This is a genomic window from Streptomyces sp. NPDC002619 (assembly GCF_042889305.1).
Classification (GTDB): domain Bacteria; phylum Actinomycetota; class Actinomycetes; order Streptomycetales; family Streptomycetaceae; genus Streptomyces.
The window spans coordinates 39,811-58,012 of the sequence record NZ_JBIAQV010000003.1; the positions used below are offsets into that span (position 1 = coordinate 39,811).

Sequence of the window (18,202 nt, forward strand, 5' to 3'; positions counted from 1 at the left end):
GCACCCCGGCCGGCCGCCCCGTCAGCCGGTCGCGCCGCCGCCCTCGCGCAGCCGTACATCCAGACTCGACAGCGTCTGCGGAGCCGCCGTGAACGCCCGAAGGCGGATCCGCACGCTCGGTTTCGGGACGGCGAACCTGCCCGAGGGCGGCCGCAGTTCGAGGCTCGCCGTGCTGTGCGCCGCGATCGTCGCCGGGCCCCGCTCGATCGACCAGTACTTGTTCATCCCCTGGCCGGTGGTGAGCGTGAAGTGCGGGGTGAGCGCGTCGCCCGCCACGTTGGTCACCCGCAGGCTCAGCGCCGAGACCACATTCGCCGAGGCGCGGCGCACCGCCGTGACCCGCATGTGCAGCGGCGGCGAACCGGACACCGCCACGGCGGCGCTCACCAGCGCCGGGGACAGCAGCAGCCCGATCGCGGCGGCCAGGGCCGGGCGGCGGCGCGGACCGGTGAGCGGGCGGGGGCGCGGCTGCCAGGCGGTCGCGAACTCCGGCAGGGGCGCGGTGACCGCCGCCGCCAGCCACAGCGGCGTCATCAGCAGGTAGTAGCCGTCCTGGGAGCGGGTCGCCAGGTAGAACGCGCACCAGGGCAGCACCGTCGCCGCCGGGCCCAGCCGCCGTACGAACAGCACGAACAGTGCGAGCAGGGCCGCCGCAAGCAGCACGCTCGCGTGCCCGTACCAGTCGAGGCGGTCGCTGCCGTTCGTGAAGTACAGCGAGATGTCCACCAAACCCTGGCCGTGCAGCACCGCGCCCTGCGTCAGCGGCAGTGCGATCCCGCCCAGCCAGGGACCCGGCTCCGACACGATGAAGTACGTGCTGATCAGCAGCCACACGGTGGCGGCGATCCCGACGATCCGCAGGACCACCAGGCCGGCCGCGCCTCCGCCCAGCTCCCCGCGGCGCACCGCGTAGATTCCGGCGAGCAGGAACGGCGCGACGAACCACGGCAGTTGCTGAGCCGCGCACGCCGCGCCCAGACACACGGCCCGCGCGACACCGGCACCGCCGAGCCGCCCGCCCCGCCCGGTCCGCGGCCAGCGCACCACCACCGGGATCAGCAGGGCCAGCGCGAGGATCGCCGGGTAACCGAGCCGGGCGTACGTCGGCAGGAAGCCGAAGCCTAGACAGACCATCGTCGCCGCCGAACGCCAGGGCGCCGGCAGCATCCGCCACAGTACGACCGTGCCCGCGACCAGCGCGCCGGTGGTCACCGCCGTGGCCGCCGTGCCGCCGTGCCCCAGCCACAGCAGGGGCGCGGTCAGCAGCGGGGCCAGCGGGGGATAGCCGTACGTGAGGTCGTAGCCGCCGCTTGCCGTCGGGGTGAGTGCGACGCCGTGGCGGGTGAACAGCCAGGGCCAGGGCTGTCCGTAGACCGGATGTCCCGCGGCAAGTTCACGGGCGGCCTGGGCGGTGAGGACCGCTTCGTCGCCGCCGCTGTGGCTCAGCGCCCAGTGGCACAGGGTGAGGGTCACCGCGGTCACCAGGACGAGCAGGTCCAGGCGGGCCAGCGACCGGGTCCGGCGGACCGTCAGCGCCAGCACCCCGGTCACCAGGATGGAGGCGTAACAGACGGAGATGACGGCGGTGAGGACTATGTGGTCGTTGGCTGCCTCCGTCCACACCGCGCGCGTGCCGATGAGCAGGCTCACGTCGGCGAGGACGGTCAGGACGCGATGCCATTGAGCTGGGGCCCCCGGGTTTCCCGGGGCGGCGAACACCGCCGACTGTGTCCGCCGGCCGGGTGTCACCTGCTGTGTTTCTGCCAAGTGCACGAGATGGGACGGTATGCGCGGCCGGTGAGCGGGGCGTCGCAGGAGGTGAAGAGCCCGGTGTGAGGCCGGTAAGAAGCGGGCGTAAACCGGCAAGTGCCGCGCGTGTCGGCCAGACCGGTGGGGCTTTCGGGGAGGTCGCGCCCCGTGTCGCTGTTGGGCCGATCGGGTGGCTTGGCGTAAGAATTGGCTGGTGCAGGCATGGAACGCGAGTCAGTTCGGGGGGAAGCCGGTGAACCGCTACGACGCCACCGATGAACAGTGGGAGGGGCTCGCCCAGGTCGTGCCGCTGCGGGGCCGGGACGCCTGGCCGTCAGCGGTGGACCACCGCGCGCTCCCCGAGGCGGAGACCGAGGCCCGCCGCCGTTTCGTGGTCCTGCGGGTCAACGTGTTCGCGGACGCTCGCGAAGTCGCCGAGACGCTCATGGCGGGCATCCCGGTCCTGCTCGACCTGTCCGGCGCCGAGACCGTGGTGGCCAAACGCGTCCTCGACTTCAGCACCGGCGTCGTCTTCGGCCTGCACAGCGGAATGCACCGAGTCGACCGCAACGTGTTCCTCCTGACCCCGCCGGGCACGGAGGTCAGCGAGCTGATGGAGGGGGCGGGGGCCTCCGGCGGTTGAACGGGGTCGTCCGGTCGTAAGAGGCGGTTGGCCGTGGTCCCCCGATCGTAGGAAGGTGCCGTAGGCGGAACGGTTCGCCGTGCCCGCGGAGGCCTACGGTCCGCATATGCCCGCTTCCCCCACACAGCCCGAGCCCTCCGCGCCCGTTCCGCTCAGCGGGGCTGGTGAGGCCACCGAATTCGATCCACAGGTCCCGGCGCCTCGGTCGGCTCCCTCGGCTTCCGCGGTTCCCTCGTCCCCCTCGGTCCCGTCCGCCCCGGTGCCGGCCGGGCACATGCGACCGTGTATCACCGAGTTGCGGTTGTCCGCGTTCGCCGGGCATTGGCGGGCCGGGTTTCCGCTCGGGCCGCTCACTCTCTTCGCGGGGCGCAGTGGGAGCGGCAAGTCGACCGCGTTGCGGGCGTACGAGGCGCTCGCCCGGCTCGGTGCCGGGGCGCCGCTCGCCGAGGTGTTCCGGGATCCGGTCGCCTGTGTGCCCGCGTGGGCGCGGCCCGACGTCCAGCGCCGGCGGGGCTTCAGGATCGGGTGCACGGCGGACGGTCCCGAGGGGCCGGTCCGGCTCGACGTCGCCGTCCAGGTCGAGCCCGAACTGCGCATCGTGGGCGAGCGGTTGACGGCGAGCGGGCTCGTCCTCCTCGAAACCGCCCTGCGTGACCCGGGGCGGCGTACCGTCCAGGCCGCCTGGCACACGGCGGGCGCCTCCCCGGTGACACGCGCCCCGCTCCCCGACGACCGGCTCGGCACCGCGCTGCTGCCCCTGCGCGTCGCGGGCAAGACGGACGGCCAGCGCCGGGTGCTCGCCGCCGCCGAGCAGACCGTGGTCGCCCTGCGCTCCGTCTTCGCCTGCGATCCGCGCCCCGAACGGATGCGCGAGCCCGTCCTCATGGGCTCGGGACGGCTCCTGCCCGGCTGCGACAACCTCGCCGACGTTCTGTGGCGCACCCGCGCCGAGTGCGCACGCCGGCACGCGCAACTCGTCGCCGCCGTCCAGGCGGGCTGCGCCGGACGCGTGACCGACCTGCTCGCCGAGCCGGCCGGCGACGGGACCCTGCGGGCGCTCCTCGACCGCGGCGACGGCACCCGCACGGAGCTCGGCCGGCTCGGCGACGGCGAGCTCCGTTATTTGGCGCTCGCCCTCGTCCTGCTCACCGGTCCCGGCGTCCTCGACGTGGACGCGCCCGGCGAGGTGCCCGACGCGATAAAGGTGCTCACCGTGCTCGCCGACGGCGTCGACCGGTCGCTGGACCCGGGGCAGCGGACGGAACTGCTGCGGCTGGCGGCACGGATGTGCGCCCGCGGCCACATCCGGTTCGTCGGGGCGGTGAGCGACGCGTCGTGGGCCCAGGGAGTGGACGGGGTCACGGTGGTACACCTGGACCCGTGACGGAACACCTGGACGTGGCGAAACTGCAGCGCCGCCTGGCCGAGTTCGCGGCCGCGCGCAACTGGCAGCCGTACCACACCCCCAAGAACCTCGCGACCGCCCTCAGCGTGGAGGCCTCCGAACTGGTCGAGATCTTCCAGTGGTTGACGCCCGAGGAGTCGGCCCGCGTGATGGACGACCCCGACACCGCGCACCGCGTGACGGACGAGGTCGCCGACGTGCTCGCCTATCTGCTGCAACTGTGCGAGGTGCTCGGCATCGACCCCCTGACCGCGCTGGACGCCAAGATCGACCGGAACGAGCGCAGGTTCCCGGTCCCGGGGGACGAGGACAACTAGCGCGGCGGCACGCCCAACACCAGGAGCGGCGGGCTCCGTTATTACTCTGTGCAGTTGAAACCCGCGTCGAATCCGAATTGTTGTCCATAGATTTCCGGCTTGCTCTGGCTTTTCGTCCCAGAGACATTCACGCTGGGTAGCGGACGGTGCGGTTCGGGCGGACGTACCAGGAGTACGTCGGACAGACGGGGGCAGCGCATGGATGCGGTGCGGCTCATCGTGACGAGCAGACGTGCCCTGGCGGCGAGCGGAGGGGTGCCTCAGACCCTGACGGAGGTGTGGCAGGCGCAGGCCCTGGCCCAGGCGATCGGCAGCCGCCTGGCGGTCTCCGGCCCGCCGGAACTGCGCGGCGAGGCGCTGGGCCTGACCGAGCTGGCGGGCCGGGGCTGCGGCGTCCTGGACGCGCCGGACCTCGACCCCGGGGACTTACGCGCCGCCCAGCTGACCGAGCTGGACGACGCCCGCCAGACCCTCCTCTGCCTGGGCGGCCTCCTCGGCGAGGTCGGCATCGCCCTGGTCGGCGTGGCCAGCGCCGCCGCCGACGAGGCGACGTACTGGCAGTGCATGGAGGCGATCGACGCGGCGGACGAATCCCGGGACCGGGTGAGGGAGATGCTGCGCAAGCTCGCGGCCAGGGAGGAGGCGTTACCGGAGAAGGAGGTGGGATAGGCAGGACGGGGGCGACAGAAGGCGCCGATGAGGTTGACGGGGCGATCGGCGTGCAGGATAGATGTATGGACCTTCGAATCTTCACCGAGCCCCAGCAGGGGGCGACCTACGACACCTTGCTCGCCGTGGCCAAGGCCACCGAGGACCTCGGCTTCGACGCTTTTTTCCGCTCCGATCATTACCTCCGCATGGGCAACGTGGACGGCCTTCCCGGCCCCACCGACGCCTGGATCACGCTGGCCGGCCTCGCCCGCGAGACCAAGCGCATCCGCCTCGGCACCCTGATGACCGCCGGCACCTTCCGGCTGCCCGGCGTGCTCGCCATCCAGGTCGCCCAGGTCGACCAGATGTCCGGCGGCCGGGTCGAACTGGGCTTGGGCGCGGGCTGGTTCGAGGAGGAGCACAAGGCGTACGGCATCCCGTTCCCGAAGGGGAAGTTCGCCCGCCTCGAGGAGCAGCTGGCCGTCGTCACCGGCCTGTGGGAGACCAAGGTCGGCGACACCTTCGACTTCCACGGCACCTACTACGACCTCACCGACTCGCCCGCGCTGCCCAAGCCCGCCCAGGACAGGATCCCGGTCCTGATCGGCGGCCACGGCGCGACTCGCACGCCGAAACTGGCAGCGCGCTATGCCGGCGAGTTCAACATCCCGTTCGCCTCCATCGAGGACAGCGAGCGACAGTTCGGCCGGGTGCGGGCCGCCGCCGAGGCCGCCGGGCGCCGTGCGGACGACCTGACGTACTCCACCGCCCTCGTCGTCTGCGTCGGCAGGGACGACCAGGAGGTCGCCCGCCGGGCCGCAGTGATCGGCCGCGAGGTCGACGAGCTGAAGGCCAACGGCCTGGCCGGTTCCCCGGCCGAGGTCGTCGAGAAGATCGGCAAGTACGCCGAGATCGGCTCGCAGCGGCTCTACCTCCAGATCCTCGACCTCGCCGACCTGGACCACCTCGAACTGATCTCCGCCCAGGTCCAGTCGCAGCTGTCGTAACCCACCGGCAGGGTCCACCCCCGGGCGAGGGGCGGACCCTGCGAAAACCGCTGGTCATCGCCGCCCGCGCCCGGAAGACTCAGGGCATGTTCCTGACCATCACCACCACCGGCACGCCCGAGCGCCCCGCCACCGACCTCGGCTTCCTGCTGCACAAGCATCCCGAGAAATCGCAGGCGTTCTCCACCTCGTACGGCACGGCCCACGTGCTCTACCCCGAGGCGGACGATCAGCGCTGCACGGCGGCGCTGCTGCTCGAGGTGGACGCGGTGGCGCTGGTCCGACGCGGGAAGGGCAAGGGGCGTGGCGGGGCGCCGGACGCGGCGCTCGGCCAGTACGTCAACGATCGGCCGTACGCCGCGTCCTCGCTGCTCGCCGTGGCGCTGAGCGGCGTCTTCTCCAGTGCCATGCGCGGTGTGTGCACCGCCCGCCCGGAGCGCGCCGCCGAGCCGCTGCCGCTGCGCGTCGAGGTGCCCGCACTGCCCGCCCGGGGCGGACCGGAGCTCGTACGGCGCCTGTTCGAGCCGCTCGGCTGGGCGGTGACCGCCGAACCCGTCGCGCTGGACACCGAGTTCCCTCAGTGGGGCGACTCGCGGTACGTGCGCCTCGTCCTGGAGTCGGAGACGCTCACCCTCGCCCAGGCCCTGCGCCACCTGTACGTGCTGCTGCCCGTCCTCGACGACGCCAAGCACTACTGGGTCGCCCCCGACGAGGTCGACAAGCTCTTGCGGGCCGGTGAGGGCTGGCTGCCCACGCACCCGGAGCAGAAGCTCATCACCAGCCGGTATCTGTCCCGCCGCTGGTCGCTGACCCGGCAGGCCATGGAGCGACTCGAGCTGGTGCGGCTCGCCGAGGCCGACGACACCGAGGTCGAGGAGATCGACAACGCGGTCGGGGCCGAGACCGAGACGGAGGAGCGGCCGACCCCGCTCGCCGTCCAGCGACGGGACGCGATCCTCGACGAGCTGGGGCGATCCGGCGCGGCCCGAGTGCTCGATCTCGGCTGCGGGCAGGGGCAGTTGGTGCAGGCGTTGCTGAAGGACCAGCGGTACACCGACATCGTCGGCGTCGACGTGTCCGTGCGGGCGCTCACCATCGCCTCCCGGCGGCTCAAGCTGGACCGCATGGGCGAGCGGCAGGCCTCGCGCGTCAAGCTCTTCCAAGGTTCGCTCGCCTACACCGACAAGAGGCTCAAGGGGTACGACGCCGCTGTGCTCAGCGAGGTCGTCGAGCACCTCGACCCGCCCCGGCTGCCCGCCCTGGAGTACGCGGTGTTCGGCTCGGCCCGGCCCCGGACGGTCCTCGTGACCACGCCCAACGTCGAGTACAACGTGCGCTGGGAGAGCCTCCCGGCGGGACACGTCCGGCACGGCGACCACCGGTTCGAATGGACGCGGGAGGAGTTCCGCGCCTGGGCCGGCGCGGTGGCCGAACGGCACGGCTACGACGTGGAGTACCGCCCGGTCGGCCCGGACGACCCCGAGGTCGGCCCGCCCACACAGATGGCCGTATTCACGATGAGCACCCAGACGACCGAGAAGGAGGCGAAGGCGGCATGACCGAGACACAGATCGAGAAGGGGCGGGTTCTCCCCGTAACCGACCTCTCCCTCGTCGTGCTCGTCGGCGCCTCGGGCTCCGGCAAGTCCACGTTCGCCCGGCGGCACTTCAAGCCCACCGAGGTCATCTCCTCGGACTTCTGCCGCGGTCTGGTCTCGGACGACGAGAACGATCAGAGCGCCAGCCGCGACGCCTTCGACGTGCTCCACTACATCGCGGGCAAGCGCCTGGCGGCCGGCCGCCGTACCGTCGTCGACGCCACCAGCGTGCAGCAGGACAGCCGGCGGCACCTCATCGAGCTGGCGAAGAAGCACGACGTGCTGCCCATCGCCATCGTGCTGGACGTGCCCGAGGAGGTGTGTGCCGAGCGCAACGCGGCCCGCACCGACCGGGCCGACATGCCGCGCCGCGTCATCCAGCGGCACATCCGCGAACTGCGCCGCTCCCTGCGGCGCTTGGAGCGCGAGGGCTTCCGCAAGGTGCACGTCCTGCGCGGCGTCGAGGAGATCGAGCGGGCGAGCGTCGTCACCGAGAGGCGCTTCAACGACCTCACCCACCTCACCGGCCCGTTCGACATCATCGGCGACATCCACGGCTGCGCGTCCGAACTTGACTCCCTGCTCGCCAAGTTGGGATACGCGGACGGCGTGCACCCGGAGGGCCGTACGGCGGTCTTCGTCGGCGACCTGGTCGACCGCGGCCCGGACAGCCCAGGTGTGCTGCGCCGCGTGATGTCCATGGTCGGCTCGGGCAACGCCCTGTGTGTGCCCGGCAACCACGAGAACAAGTACGGACGCCACCTCAAGGGCCGCAAGGTCCAGCACACCCACGGACTCGCCGAGACCATCGAGCAGATGGAATCCGAGAGCGAGGAGTTCAAGCGGCAGGTACGGGAGTTCATCGACGGACTCGTCAGCCACTACGTCCTGGACGGTGGACGGCTCGTCGTCTGCCACGCCGGACTGCCCGAGAAGTACCACGGCCGCACCTCCGGCCGGGTGCGCTCGCACGCGCTGTACGGCGAGACCACCGGCGAGACGGACGAGTTCGGCCTGCCGGTGCGCTACCCGTGGGCCGAGGACTACCGGGGCCGGGCGGCCGTCGTCTACGGCCACACTCCTGTCCCGGAGGCGACCTGGCTCAACAACACCATCTGCCTGGACACCGGCGCCGTCTTCGGCGGCAAGCTGACCGCGCTGCGCTGGCCGGAGCGGGAGCTGGTCGACGTACCGGCCGAGCGGGTCTGGTACGAACCGGCGAAGCCGCTGCGCGGCGAGGCGCCGGGCGGGCACGACGGCCGGCCGCTGGACCTCGACGACGTCCATGGGCGCCGGGTCGTGGAGACCCGGTACGCCGGCCGGGTCGCGGTCCGGGAGGAGAACGCGGCGGCGGCACTGGAGGTCATGAGCCGTTTCGCGGTGGACCCGCGGCTGCTGCCGTACCTCCCGCCGACCATGGCGCCGACGGCCACCAGTCACGTCGAGGGCTACCTGGAGCACCCGGCGGAGGCCTTCGCCCAGTACCGGGAGGCCGGCGTCGAGCGGGTCGTGTGCGAGGAGAAGCACATGGGTTCGCGGGCGGTGGCCCTGGTGTGCCGGGACGCGGACGTGGCGCGCAAGCGGTTCGGTGTGGACGGGCCTACTGGGTCGCTCTACACGCGTACCGGGCGGCCGTTCTTCGACGACGAGTCCGTCACCGAGGAGATCCTCCGGCGGGTGCGCGCAGCCGCCGACGCCGCCGGTCTGTGGGACGAACTCGCCACCGACTGGCTGCTGTTGGACGCCGAGCTGATGCCCTGGTCGCTGAAGGCCTCCGGGCTGCTGCGCAGCCAGTACGCCGCCATCGGTGCCGCCTCCGGCGCGGTGTTCCCGGGTGCGTTGGCCGCGCTGGAGGGCGCGGCGGCGCGCGGTGTGGACGTCTCCGGGCTGCTGACGCGTCAGCGGGAACGGGCCGCCGACGCAGCCGCGTTCACACAGGCGTACCGGCGCTACTGCTGGACTACCGACGGCCTGGACGGTGTGCAGCTGGCGCCGTTCCAGATCCTCGCCGTCCAGGAGCGCAGCCTCGCGGGCCTGCCGCACGACGAGCAACTCACCTTGCTCGACCGGCTCGTGGAGCACGACGGCACCGGACTGCTGCGCACCACGCGACGGCTGTACGTCGACACCGGTGACCCGGAGTCCGTGCGCGCGGGCGTCGACTGGTGGCTGGAGATGACCGGCCGGGGCGGCGAGGGCATGGTCGTCAAGCCGGTCGGCGCGGTGGTGCGGGACGGGCAGGGGCGGCTGGTGCAGCCCGGCGTCAAGTGCCGGGGCCGGGAGTACCTGCGGATCATCTACGGTCCCGAGTACACCCGTCCGGACAGCCTCGAGCGGCTGCGCAAGCGGTTCCTCAACCACAAGCGCTCGCTGGCGATCCGCGAGTACGCGCTGGGGCTCGAGGCTCTTGACCGGCTCGCGGACGGTGAGCCGCTGTGGCGGGTGCACGAGGCGGTGTTCGGGGTGCTGGCGCTGGAGTCGGAGCCGGTCGACCCGCGGCTCTGAGCCGTCCCGGCGGCCTCCCTGGGCTCCCTGCGTCCGCTACGCCCTCTTGTGACGTGTACGTGACGGTCCATATCGTGAACGGCTGTGCCGTGTACGTGTGTTCGGTGCCCGAGAGACGTAGAAGGAGTGGTGGTCATGGAGATCAAGAAGGTCGTGGTACGCGAGGAGCGGAGCACCAGCCGCAGGCCGGCGATCCTGGAGAAGCGGCCGACCCGCTGACCGGAGGGTCCGGCATGCGCGTCCATCTGGTGACGATGCCCTGGCATCCCATCGACCTGCCCTCGCTCCAACTGGGCCTGCTGCACCGGCTGGTGCGGCAGGTCCGCCCGGCCGACGAGGTGACCGAGCTCCACGGCTCCCTGCGCTGGGCGGAGTTCCTGCTCGAACGCTCCGGAGGGCGGCTGCGGCCCGGCGACTACGTGGCGGTCGGCAGCGACTCGATCTTCCACGGCCTCGGCGACTGGGTCTTCTCGGGCGTCCTGTACGACGACCCCGACTGGGGCACCGCACGGCTGCGGGACTACGCGGCCGCCCGGGATGTGTTCGTCGACACGGCCTTCGACATGCGCCTGTACGCCGCCGAGTTCATCGCCGAATGCGCCACTGAGGTGCTGGCGGCCGAACCCGACGTCGTCGGGTTCACCAGCACCTTCATGCAGAACGTGGCGTCGCTCGCCCTGGCGCGGGAACTCAAGCGCCGCAGCCCGCGGCTCACCGTCGTCTTCGGCGGCAGCAACTGCGACGGCCCCATGGGCCACGCCCTGCACCGCAACCACCGGTTCGTCGACCATGTGGTGCGCGGCGAGGGGGAGTACGCGTTCCCCGCCCTCCTGCGGCACCTGGACGAGGGCACCCGGCCCACGGATGTGCCCGGCCTGTGCTGGTGGGACGGCCACATGTCCCGGGCCAACACTGAATCCCGCCGCACCGTGGTGCCCGCAGATATCCCCTCACCCGACTACGACCAGTGGCAATCGGTCCTGGAGGCGTCCCCCGTCCTGGACTACGTGCACCCCAAGCTGGTCGTGGAGGGGGCACGGGGCTGCTGGTGGGGCGAGAAGCACCACTGCACCTTCTGCGGCCTCAACGGCACCGCGATGGCGTTCCGCGCCAAGCCGGGCGAGCGGCTGTGGGAGGAGATCGACCGTCTCGTCCGCCGCCACCGCCTCCTCGACGTCGTCACCGTCGACAACATCATCGACATGGCGTACTTCCGGGACTTCCTGCCGCGAGTCGTCGACAGCGGCTGGGACCTGCGGCTGCACTACGAGGTCAAGTCCAACCTCACCGCCGCCCAGCTCGAACTCCTCGGCCGTTCCGGCACCGTGCACATCCAGCCCGGCATCGAGAGCCTGGGCAGCCGGGTCCTCGACCTCATGGACAAGGGCGTCACCGGCGCCCGCAACGTCCGCACGATCCGGGAGTGTGAGAACCACGCGCTCACCTGCTCCTGGAACCTCCTCTACGGCTTCCCGGGCGAGACCGCCGACGACTACGACCCCGTCGTCGCCCAACTCCCCGCACTGGTCCACCTCCAGCCGCCGAGCGGGGCCCACCGCATCCAACTGGAGCGGTTCAGCCCGCACTTCACGAACCCCGGCCTCGGCTTCGGCAAGCGGCGCCCGGCCGAGATGTACCAGCACGTCTACGACCTGCCCGAGGACGAACTCGCCGACCTGGTCTACCTGTTCGACACGGAGGACGCGGGCCTCGCCGGCCCGGCGGAGCAGCGGCTGAAGGACGCCGTCGCCGACTGGCGCGCCCGGCACCTGCCCTCGCGGCTGCTGTTCGAGCGGGACGAGGAGGCGCTGCTGGTGCACGACCGCCGCTCCGGCTGGCCGCACCGCACCCACCGCTTCACCGGCTGGCCGGCCGCTGCCCTGAGCCATTTGGAGGACGGCCGCACGGAACCGGCGCTGCACCGGCTGCTGACCGAGGACGGCCACGAGGTACCGGCGGACGAGCTGAGCGACTGGGTTCAACACGCTCTTGGGCTCGGCCTGTTGTTCCGAGACGGGCCCACATACGTCTCCCTGCCCACCTGGGACGCACCGGTCCGTATGCCCGACGGCGCGGGGGTGGCCGGATGACCGGGCTGCCGGGCACCGTCGCCCACCGGGTCACCGGCCGACGCGTCGAGGTGACCGAGCCGCTGGACCTGGCTGGGGCAGGCCGGGACACGGCTGTCGCGGTCCACTTTCTGCGCGAGTGCCAGAGTGCGGGGTTCGAGGTGAGCTGGCGGACGGACGGGACGCCGTACGACATCCCGACCCTCCGCCACCTGCCACCGCCCGCCGAACACCCCGAGGAACCGGGCGAGTTGAGCGACTGGCGGTCCGGGCACACCCACGGCATGCTCTACCACCGCCGAGGCCCGGACTTCGTCACCGTGCTGGACCGCAGAGAGCCGAGCACGGCGGCCCGCTTCACCCTCGACCACCCGGATCTCCTCGCCGCCTTCCACACCCTGCTGGAACCCACGCCCCTCGACGCGCTGACTCCCACCCACCGTGAAGCGGCCGACCTGTTGGCTGTGGAGCGGCTGGCGCTGGTCACCGACGGCTGGGCGGTGGCCCTCCCACCGCGCATCCGGCGCTGGCCCGTCCCCTGCACGGCGATGTGAACCCCCTCAGCCCACCAGCCGCAGCCGCTCCCCGCACACCCCGATCCGTACCGTCTGCCCCCACGTCAGCTCCAGCGCGTCGCTCTCGATGCCGTCCCCGAAGGCGATGAGCCGGTCCGATTCGACGGTCACCGACAGACCGGCCGAGGCCGCGAGTTCGCCCGCGACCAGGGACGTACCCGTGGCCGGTGACGGCCAGGCCTCCCGGACGAACCACAGCAGCCGCGCCTCGCTGGGGGAGGGCAGCGCCAGCGAGCTGGAGCGCTCCTGCCACACCGACCGCAGCCAGCCGGTCGCCCCCGCCCCCGTGCCCACCAGCACCCCGGAGGAGGCCTGGGCCTCGACGACACCCCCGTCGCCGTCGAGGCCCAGGCGGTAGCGGGCGGTCTGATGACCGGCGGCGCCCAGATAGATCTCGTTGAGCGCGACCAGCCGCTGCGTGTCGTCGGCGACGGCCTCGACCATGGTGAGCTCGTCGACGCCGGTGCCCCGGGCCTGGACCGCCGGGAGCAGGACCGCCGCGTTCGTCGCCCGGTGCCGTACCAGCACGCCCGGGTTGCGGCCGGGGTCGGTGTCGATGCCCACCACAGGCTGTCCAGCGAGGTACTTGGCGGCGTTCGCCACCAGCCCGTCCTGGCCGACGACCACGACGACGTCCTCCGGGCCGAACGGGAAACGGTCCAGGTCGGCCCGCTCCACCCGGGTCTGCCGCCAGGTCAGCGGTACCGCCGAGGCGACCTCGGCCAGCGCCCGCCGGGTGCGGCGGTGGCGGGCGGCGACCTCGTCGATGTCGCGGCCACGGGAGGCGAGGAAGAAGGCGGCCTGCCCGTGCGTGCCGTGCCGGGCCACCAACTCCTCGTACTCCGTGGTGCGATGGACCAGAACGGCCCGCGGCGCGCGGCTCACTCCGCCGTCCCCGCCGAGTCCCCCAGCTTGGCCAGCAGCCCCGTCAGTACGTCCGGCGACACCGTCACGCTGTCGATCCTTGGCAGGTTCTCCGCCAGCCGGGTCGCCGTCAGGGCGTGCAGGGTCGCCACACCGTCCACACCGGCGTCCGCGTGCACCCGCAGCCAGGCGGCCTGCGCCTCGGCCCGCGCCGCTCCCACCTCACGCGCACCCTCGGCCTCGGCCCGCGCGAGACGCGCCGTCCGCGCCGCCTCCGCCTCGGCGAGCTTCATCGAGCGGGCGGCCTCCGCCTCCGCGAGCCGTACCGTCCGGGCCGCCTCCGCCTGCGCGCGTACCGCGTCGGCCGCCGCGTTCTCCTCCGCCTCGCGGCGGGTGTTCGTGCCGCGCTGCTCGACCAACTGCTCCTCGCGCCGGGCGAGTTCGATCTGGCTGGCCAGCTCGTTCTCGGCGATGGCCCGCTCCCGCTCGACGGCCACGGCCCGGCGCTCGTACGTCGCCCGGTCGGCCTCCTGCTGGATCTGCTCGCGCGCCGGCGTGCGCAGCGCCCGCTCCACCTCCGGCTCGGGCCGCAGCGCCACCACGCGTACGGCGACCACCTCGATGCCGGTCGCCGGGAGCCGCGGCTCGCCGTCGAGGCCCGCCGCGACCCGCTCCCGCACCGCGCTCACCCCGTCCACCAGCGCCGCCGACAGAGCCGTGCGGGCCAGGACGTCAAGGGCGTGCTGCTGCGCGGTCTCGGTCAGCAGCGTGGCCAGCTGCTCCAGGGGCGCGCCGCGCCATACGCCCGTGTCCGGGTCGATGGAGAAATCCAGGCGGGCGGCGGCCACGGCCGGGTCGCTGATCCGGTAGGTGACCGTCGCCTGCACGGCCACGTCCTGGAAGTCGGACGTACGGGCGTGGAAGGTCATCGCCAGCTCCCGGTCGTCGACCGGCACCTCGGAGATCGCAGCGGTCAGCGCGCGGAACCAGAAGCTGAGCCCCGGACCGTCGTGCACCAGCCGGCCCGAGCGGTGGTGTCTGATGTGCGCCGTCGGAGCGCCGCGCAGATGGCGCCGGCCGAGGCGGCGGGTGATGTCGGCCATGGGGTCCCCTTCGTCTCTTCTCGTCATGTAGACGATAATCAGACCGCCGCTTGTCGTCAATGGGACGAGAACAAAAAGAGGGCAAGGAAGAGAGCAGGAACACGAACAAGAAGTCGCGGAAACCGCCATGCGGAGGGTGAAGGCGGTCCCCGATGGTCAGGATGGAGGCATGGGATTCCATGTCGACTCCGAGGCCGGGCGGCTGCGCCGCGTCATCCTGCACCGGCCGGATCTCGAGCTCAAAAGGCTCACCCCCAGCAACAAGGACGCGCTCCTCTTCGACGACGTGCTGTGGGTGCGCCGGGCGCGCGCCGAGCACGACGGGTTCGCCGACGTGCTGCGCGACCGCGGAGTCACCGTCCACCTCTTCGGTGACCTCCTCGCCGAGACCCTGGAGATCCCGCAGGCCAGAACACTGGTCCTGGACCGGGTCTTCGACGAGAAGGAGTACGGCCCCCTCGCCACCGACCACCTCCGCGAGGCCTTCGAGACCCTGCCCGCGCGTGAACTCGCCGAGGCGCTGGTCGGCGGCATGACCAAGCGGGAGTTTCTGGACGCGCACGCGGAGCCGACCTCCGTCCGCTTCCATGTGATGGACCTCGACGACTTCCTCCTCGGCCCGCTGCCCAACCACCTCTTCACCCGGGACACCTCCGCCTGGATCTATGACGGCGTCGCCATCAACGCCATGCGCCTGCCGGCCCGGCAGCGCGAGACCGTGCACTTCGAGGCGATCTACCGGCACCATCCGCTGTTCCGCGACGAAACGTTCCGCGTCTGGTCTCAGGGGCAGGCCGACTACCCGTCCACCATCGAGGGCGGCGACGTCCTGGTGATCGGCGACGGCGCCGTCCTCATCGGCATGAGCGAGCGCACCACCCCGCAGGCCGTCGAGATGCTCGCGCACAAGCTGTTCGCGGCGGGCTCGGCGCAGACCATCGTGGCGCTCGACATGCCCAAGCGGCGCGCGTTCATGCATCTCGACACCGTGATGACGATGGTCGACGGCGACACCTTCACCCAGTACGCGGGCCTCGGCATGCTTCGCTCCTACACCATCGAACCGGGCGCGAGCGACAAGGAACTCAAGGTCACCGACCATCCGCCGGAGCACATGCACCGCGCGATCGCCGCCGCCCTGGGCCTCAGCGAGATCCGCGTCCTCACCGCCACCCAGGACGTGCACGCGGCCGAGCGTGAACAGTGGGACGACGGCTGCAACGTCCTCGCCGTCGAACCCGGCGTCGTCGTCGCCTATGAACGCAACTCCACCACCAACACGCATCTGCGCAAACAGGGCATCGAGGTGATCGAGATCCCGGGCAGCGAACTGGGCCGGGGCAGGGGTGGGCCACGCTGTATGAGCTGCCCCGTGGAGCGGGACGCCGTGTCGTAGCTGTACATACAGAGAGGGCGCCGTCACGGTGCCGTATAGAAATGTTGAAGGTCGTATAGACTTCCATCCGTCATCCGTTCTCGCACCTCTGGAGCGCCCCCCATGGCGACAGTCCCGACCGCCCTCGCCGGCCGTCACTTCCTCAAGGAGCTGGACTTCACCCAGGAGGAGTTCCGCGGGCTGGTCGGGCTGGCCGCGGAGCTGAAGGCGGCCAAGAAGGCGGGGACCGAGACGCAGCACCTGAGGGGTAAGAACATCGCCCTGGTCTTCGAGAAGACCTCGACGCGCACCCGCTGCGCGTTCGAGGTCGCCGCCGCCGACCAGGGCGCCCACACCACCTACCTGGACCCGGCCGGTTCGCAGATCGGGCACAAGGAGTCCGCCAAGGACACGGCCCGCGTTCTCGGCCGGATGTTCGACGCCATCGAATACCGCGGGCACCGCCAGGGCATCGTCGAGGAACTGGCCGTCCACGCCGGCGTCCCCGTCTACAACGGCCTCACCGACGAGTGGCACCCCACCCAGATGCTCGCCGACGTGCTCACCATGACCGAGCACAGCGCCAAACCGCTGCCCGAGATCGCCTTCGCCTACCTCGGCGACGCCCGCTACAACATGGGCAACTCCTACCTCGTCACCGGTGCCCTGCTCGGCATGGACGTCCGTATCGTCGCGCCCCAGCTGCTGTGGCCCGACGACACGATCGTCGAGCTCGCCCAGCAGCTCGCCGCCGCGTCCGGCGCCCGGATCAGCCTCACCGACGACGTGAAGGAGGGCGTGCGCGGCGCCGACTTCGTCGCCACCGACGTCTGGGTGTCGATGGGGGAGCCCAAGGAGGTCTGGGACGAGCGCATAGCGCTGCTCGGCCCGTACGCCGTGACCATGGACGTGCTGCGCGCCACCGGCAAAGACGACGTGAAGTTCCTGCACTGCCTGCCGGCCTTCCACGACCTCGGCACCGACCTCGGACGCGAGATCCACGAGCGGCACGGGCTGACCGAGCTGGAGGTCACCGACGAGGTCTTCGAATCCGAGCACTCCGTCGTCTTCGACGAGGCAGAGAACCGGATGCACACCATCAAAGCGATCCTCGTGGCCACACTCGCCTGACCCCCCGGCGTCCTCACACAGCCTCACCTGACGGGCCTCACCAGGCCTTATCCTGACCGGCGGCCCGGAGCCACCCCTTCCGGTGCCGCCGTCGCGACATTCCCCCAAGCTCTCGGCTTCGCTCGAGCAGGGGGCACCCCCAGTCGCACCCGCACCACCAGAAACGAGCACCACCCGCATGCCCCGCATCAAGTCCCCCCACCTCCTGGTGGCCGAATCCGGCGCCGACCGCGAAGGACACGGCCTCAAGCGCACGATGGGCCTCTGGCAGCTGATCTGCTTCGGTGTCGGCGCGATCGTCGGCACCGGCATCTTCGTCGGCCTCTCCGACTCGGTCGCCCAGGCCGGCCCCGCCGTCGTCGTCTCCTTCATCCTGGCCGCGATCACCTGCGTCTTCACCGCCTTCTCCTTCGCGGAGCTGGGCGGCGCGATCCCGGTCTCCGGATCCTCGTACTCCTTCGCCTACGCGGGCCTCGGCGAGTCCACCGCCTTCCTGGTCGCCGGCTTCCTGGTGTACCTCGGCTACGGCCGCCGGCACTCCACGCTCGTGCGGCCCGCGCCGGCCGAGGTCACGCCGGACGCCGCTGATGCGGTACGACAGGCAGTCTGAACCAGACGGCCTTGCCCGACGCGGTGGGCCGGTGACCGCAGGAGGCGCTGAGGGAGCGGATCAGCAGCAGACCGCGTCCGTGCTCCTGCAACGGGTCGGGCGCCTCGATGTCGGGACGGGTGAGGTTGGCGGGCGGGGCCGGGTCGGGGTCGTGCACCTCGACCTGGCAGCTGTTCGGCCGCACCTCGACCACCAGCTCTATCGGGCCGTGCCCGGCGGTGTGCTCCACCGCGTTGGCGACCAGCTCGGCCGTGAGCAGCTCGGCAGTGTCGCAGTCGGCCCCGTGCTCCAGCTCTTCCAGTGCCGAACGCACCAGGGCGCGGGCCACCGGCACGGCCGCGGTGGTGTGCGGCAGCGCGATGCGCCAGGAGGCGGGGGACGCGGGGTGTTCGTACAAGGCGGGTCCGTTCGATGAGCAGGTTGTCGTCCTGCTTTCAACCTTATGAATGGTACGGCGCCCCTCTGAAGAGTCCCTCGACGGGCATCGCTCGGGACTTTGGGCCCCGATGACAGGCGGAATACCCGGCCGGGCGGTCTGCCTCCCCCGCCCGTGCCGGCTGTTACCGCGTTATTGACGTCCCGTGACGGACGTGACCGGATC

General features: G+C 71.6%; 15 protein-coding genes and 1 pseudogene. 12 read left to right on the plus strand and 4 right to left on the minus strand.

All coding sequences use genetic code 11. The features are described 5' to 3' along the window. Nucleotides 1-21: 21 nt before the first annotated feature. Nucleotides 22-1,749 carry a hypothetical protein gene (locus ACFYXB_RS07365; RefSeq protein WP_389579510.1) on the minus strand — a complete coding sequence of 576 codons (1,728 nt, stop codon included), beginning with the start codon at nt 1,747-1,749 and terminating at the stop codon, nt 22-24. A 253-nt stretch (nt 1,750-2,002) separates the two neighbouring features. On the opposite strand from ACFYXB_RS07365, the gene ACFYXB_RS07370 reads away from it, so the two are divergent. The 9 genes from ACFYXB_RS07370 to ACFYXB_RS07410 all read left to right on the plus strand — a co-directional run bounded on the left by ACFYXB_RS07370 (nt 2,003) and on the right by ACFYXB_RS07410 (nt 12,497). Beyond that, nucleotides 2,003-2,392 carry a cell division protein SepF gene (locus tag ACFYXB_RS07370; RefSeq protein WP_351352012.1) on the plus strand — a complete coding sequence of 130 codons (390 nt, stop codon included), beginning with the start codon at nt 2,003-2,005 and terminating at the stop codon, nt 2,390-2,392. A 274-nt stretch (nt 2,393-2,666) separates the two neighbouring features. After that, nucleotides 2,667-3,776, plus strand: coding sequence for an ATP-binding protein (locus tag ACFYXB_RS07375; RefSeq protein ID WP_389578763.1), 1,110 nt, complete (start codon nt 2,667-2,669; stop codon nt 3,774-3,776). Then, nucleotides 3,773-4,114 (plus strand): nucleotide pyrophosphohydrolase, encoded by a 342-nt coding sequence (locus ACFYXB_RS07380; protein WP_351352006.1) that lies wholly within the window; start codon nt 3,773-3,775, stop codon nt 4,112-4,114. The genes ACFYXB_RS07375 and ACFYXB_RS07380 overlap by 4 nt, the downstream gene beginning before the upstream one ends. Before the next feature lie 198 nt (nt 4,115-4,312). Continuing rightward, nucleotides 4,313-4,783, plus strand: coding sequence for a DUF6099 family protein (locus ACFYXB_RS07385; protein ID WP_351352003.1), 471 nt, complete (start codon nt 4,313-4,315; stop codon nt 4,781-4,783). A gap of 65 nt (nt 4,784-4,848) precedes the next feature. Continuing rightward, on the plus strand, nt 4,849-5,772 hold the full coding sequence (locus ACFYXB_RS07390) for an LLM class F420-dependent oxidoreductase (RefSeq protein ID WP_389578766.1): 924 nt from the start codon (nt 4,849-4,851) through the stop codon (nt 5,770-5,772). 86 nt (nt 5,773-5,858) lie between these two features. After that, nucleotides 5,859-7,331: a 3' terminal RNA ribose 2'-O-methyltransferase Hen1 gene (locus ACFYXB_RS07395; protein WP_389578768.1), complete on the plus strand. Its 1,473-nt coding sequence runs from the start codon at nt 5,859-5,861 to the stop codon at nt 7,329-7,331. After that, entirely contained in the window at nt 7,328-9,874 is a 2,547-nt protein-coding gene (locus ACFYXB_RS07400; RefSeq protein WP_389578770.1) for a polynucleotide kinase-phosphatase, read from the plus strand. The genes ACFYXB_RS07395 and ACFYXB_RS07400 overlap by 4 nt, the downstream gene beginning before the upstream one ends. 233 nt (nt 9,875-10,107) lie before the next feature. Further along, on the plus strand, nt 10,108-11,964 hold the full coding sequence (locus tag ACFYXB_RS07405) for a RiPP maturation radical SAM C-methyltransferase (RefSeq protein WP_389578773.1): 1,857 nt from the start codon (nt 10,108-10,110) through the stop codon (nt 11,962-11,964). Continuing rightward, entirely contained in the window at nt 11,961-12,497 is a 537-nt protein-coding gene (locus tag ACFYXB_RS07410; protein WP_389578776.1) for a DUF5825 family protein, read from the plus strand. Before ACFYXB_RS07405 ends, ACFYXB_RS07410 begins: the two co-directional genes overlap by 4 nt. A 6-nt stretch (nt 12,498-12,503) precedes the next feature. On the opposite strand, the gene ACFYXB_RS07415 is transcribed toward ACFYXB_RS07410, so the two are convergent. Further along, a complete protein-coding gene (locus ACFYXB_RS07415; RefSeq protein WP_389578778.1) occupies nt 12,504-13,403 on the minus strand; it encodes a hypothetical protein in 900 nt (299 codons plus the stop codon). After that, nucleotides 13,400-14,485 carry an SPFH domain-containing protein gene (locus ACFYXB_RS07420; RefSeq protein WP_389578780.1) on the minus strand — a complete coding sequence of 362 codons (1,086 nt, stop codon included), beginning with the start codon at nt 14,483-14,485 and terminating at the stop codon, nt 13,400-13,402. The genes ACFYXB_RS07415 and ACFYXB_RS07420 overlap by 4 nt, the downstream gene beginning before the upstream one ends. 169 nt (nt 14,486-14,654) lie before the next feature. On the opposite strand from ACFYXB_RS07420, the gene ACFYXB_RS07425 reads away from it, so the two are divergent. From ACFYXB_RS07425 to ACFYXB_RS07435, 3 genes and pseudogenes are all read left to right on the plus strand, one after another. Next, nucleotides 14,655-15,881 carry an arginine deiminase gene (locus tag ACFYXB_RS07425; protein WP_351351979.1) on the plus strand — a complete coding sequence of 409 codons (1,227 nt, stop codon included), beginning with the start codon at nt 14,655-14,657 and terminating at the stop codon, nt 15,879-15,881. Nucleotides 15,882-15,983: 102 nt separating this feature from the next. Continuing rightward, the gene (gene argF / locus ACFYXB_RS07430) at nt 15,984-16,991 is read left to right on the plus strand and encodes an ornithine carbamoyltransferase (protein ID WP_389578783.1); all 1,008 of its coding nucleotides are present in this window, start codon (nt 15,984-15,986) and stop codon (nt 16,989-16,991) included. Between the two features lie 178 nt (nt 16,992-17,169). Continuing rightward, a pseudogene (locus tag ACFYXB_RS07435) lies at nt 17,170-17,520 on the plus strand (amino acid permease); the annotation flags it as partial. A 40-nt stretch (nt 17,521-17,560) separates the two neighbouring features. On the opposite strand, the gene ACFYXB_RS07440 reads toward ACFYXB_RS07435, so the two are convergent. Further along, nucleotides 17,561-17,998 carry an ATP-binding protein gene (locus ACFYXB_RS07440; protein WP_389578786.1) on the minus strand — a complete coding sequence of 146 codons (438 nt, stop codon included), beginning with the start codon at nt 17,996-17,998 and terminating at the stop codon, nt 17,561-17,563. Between the last annotated feature and the right edge of the window lie 204 nt (nt 17,999-18,202).

Excerpts from the sequence above, each read along its gene's own strand:
- ACFYXB_RS07405 (WP_389578773.1), top strand. The coding sequence starts at position 10,108 with ATGCGCGTCCATCTGGTGACGATGCCCTGGCATCCCATCGACCTGCCC.
- ACFYXB_RS07425 (WP_351351979.1), top strand. The coding sequence starts at position 14,655 with ATGGGATTCCATGTCGACTCCGAGGCCGGGCGGCTGCGCCGCGTCATC.
- ACFYXB_RS07420 (WP_389578780.1), bottom strand. The coding sequence starts at position 14,485 with ATGGCCGACATCACCCGCCGCCTCGGCCGGCGCCATCTGCGCGGCGCT.
- ACFYXB_RS07390 (WP_389578766.1), top strand. The coding sequence starts at position 4,849 with ATGGACCTTCGAATCTTCACCGAGCCCCAGCAGGGGGCGACCTACGAC.
- argF (WP_389578783.1), top strand. The coding sequence starts at position 15,984 with ATGGCGACAGTCCCGACCGCCCTCGCCGGCCGTCACTTCCTCAAGGAG.
- ACFYXB_RS07375 (WP_389578763.1), top strand. The coding sequence starts at position 2,667 with ATGCGACCGTGTATCACCGAGTTGCGGTTGTCCGCGTTCGCCGGGCAT.
- ACFYXB_RS07395 (WP_389578768.1), top strand. The coding sequence starts at position 5,859 with ATGTTCCTGACCATCACCACCACCGGCACGCCCGAGCGCCCCGCCACC.
- ACFYXB_RS07400 (WP_389578770.1), top strand. The coding sequence starts at position 7,328 with ATGACCGAGACACAGATCGAGAAGGGGCGGGTTCTCCCCGTAACCGAC.
- ACFYXB_RS07410 (WP_389578776.1), top strand. The coding sequence starts at position 11,961 with ATGACCGGGCTGCCGGGCACCGTCGCCCACCGGGTCACCGGCCGACGC.
- ACFYXB_RS07385 (WP_351352003.1), top strand. The coding sequence starts at position 4,313 with ATGGATGCGGTGCGGCTCATCGTGACGAGCAGACGTGCCCTGGCGGCG.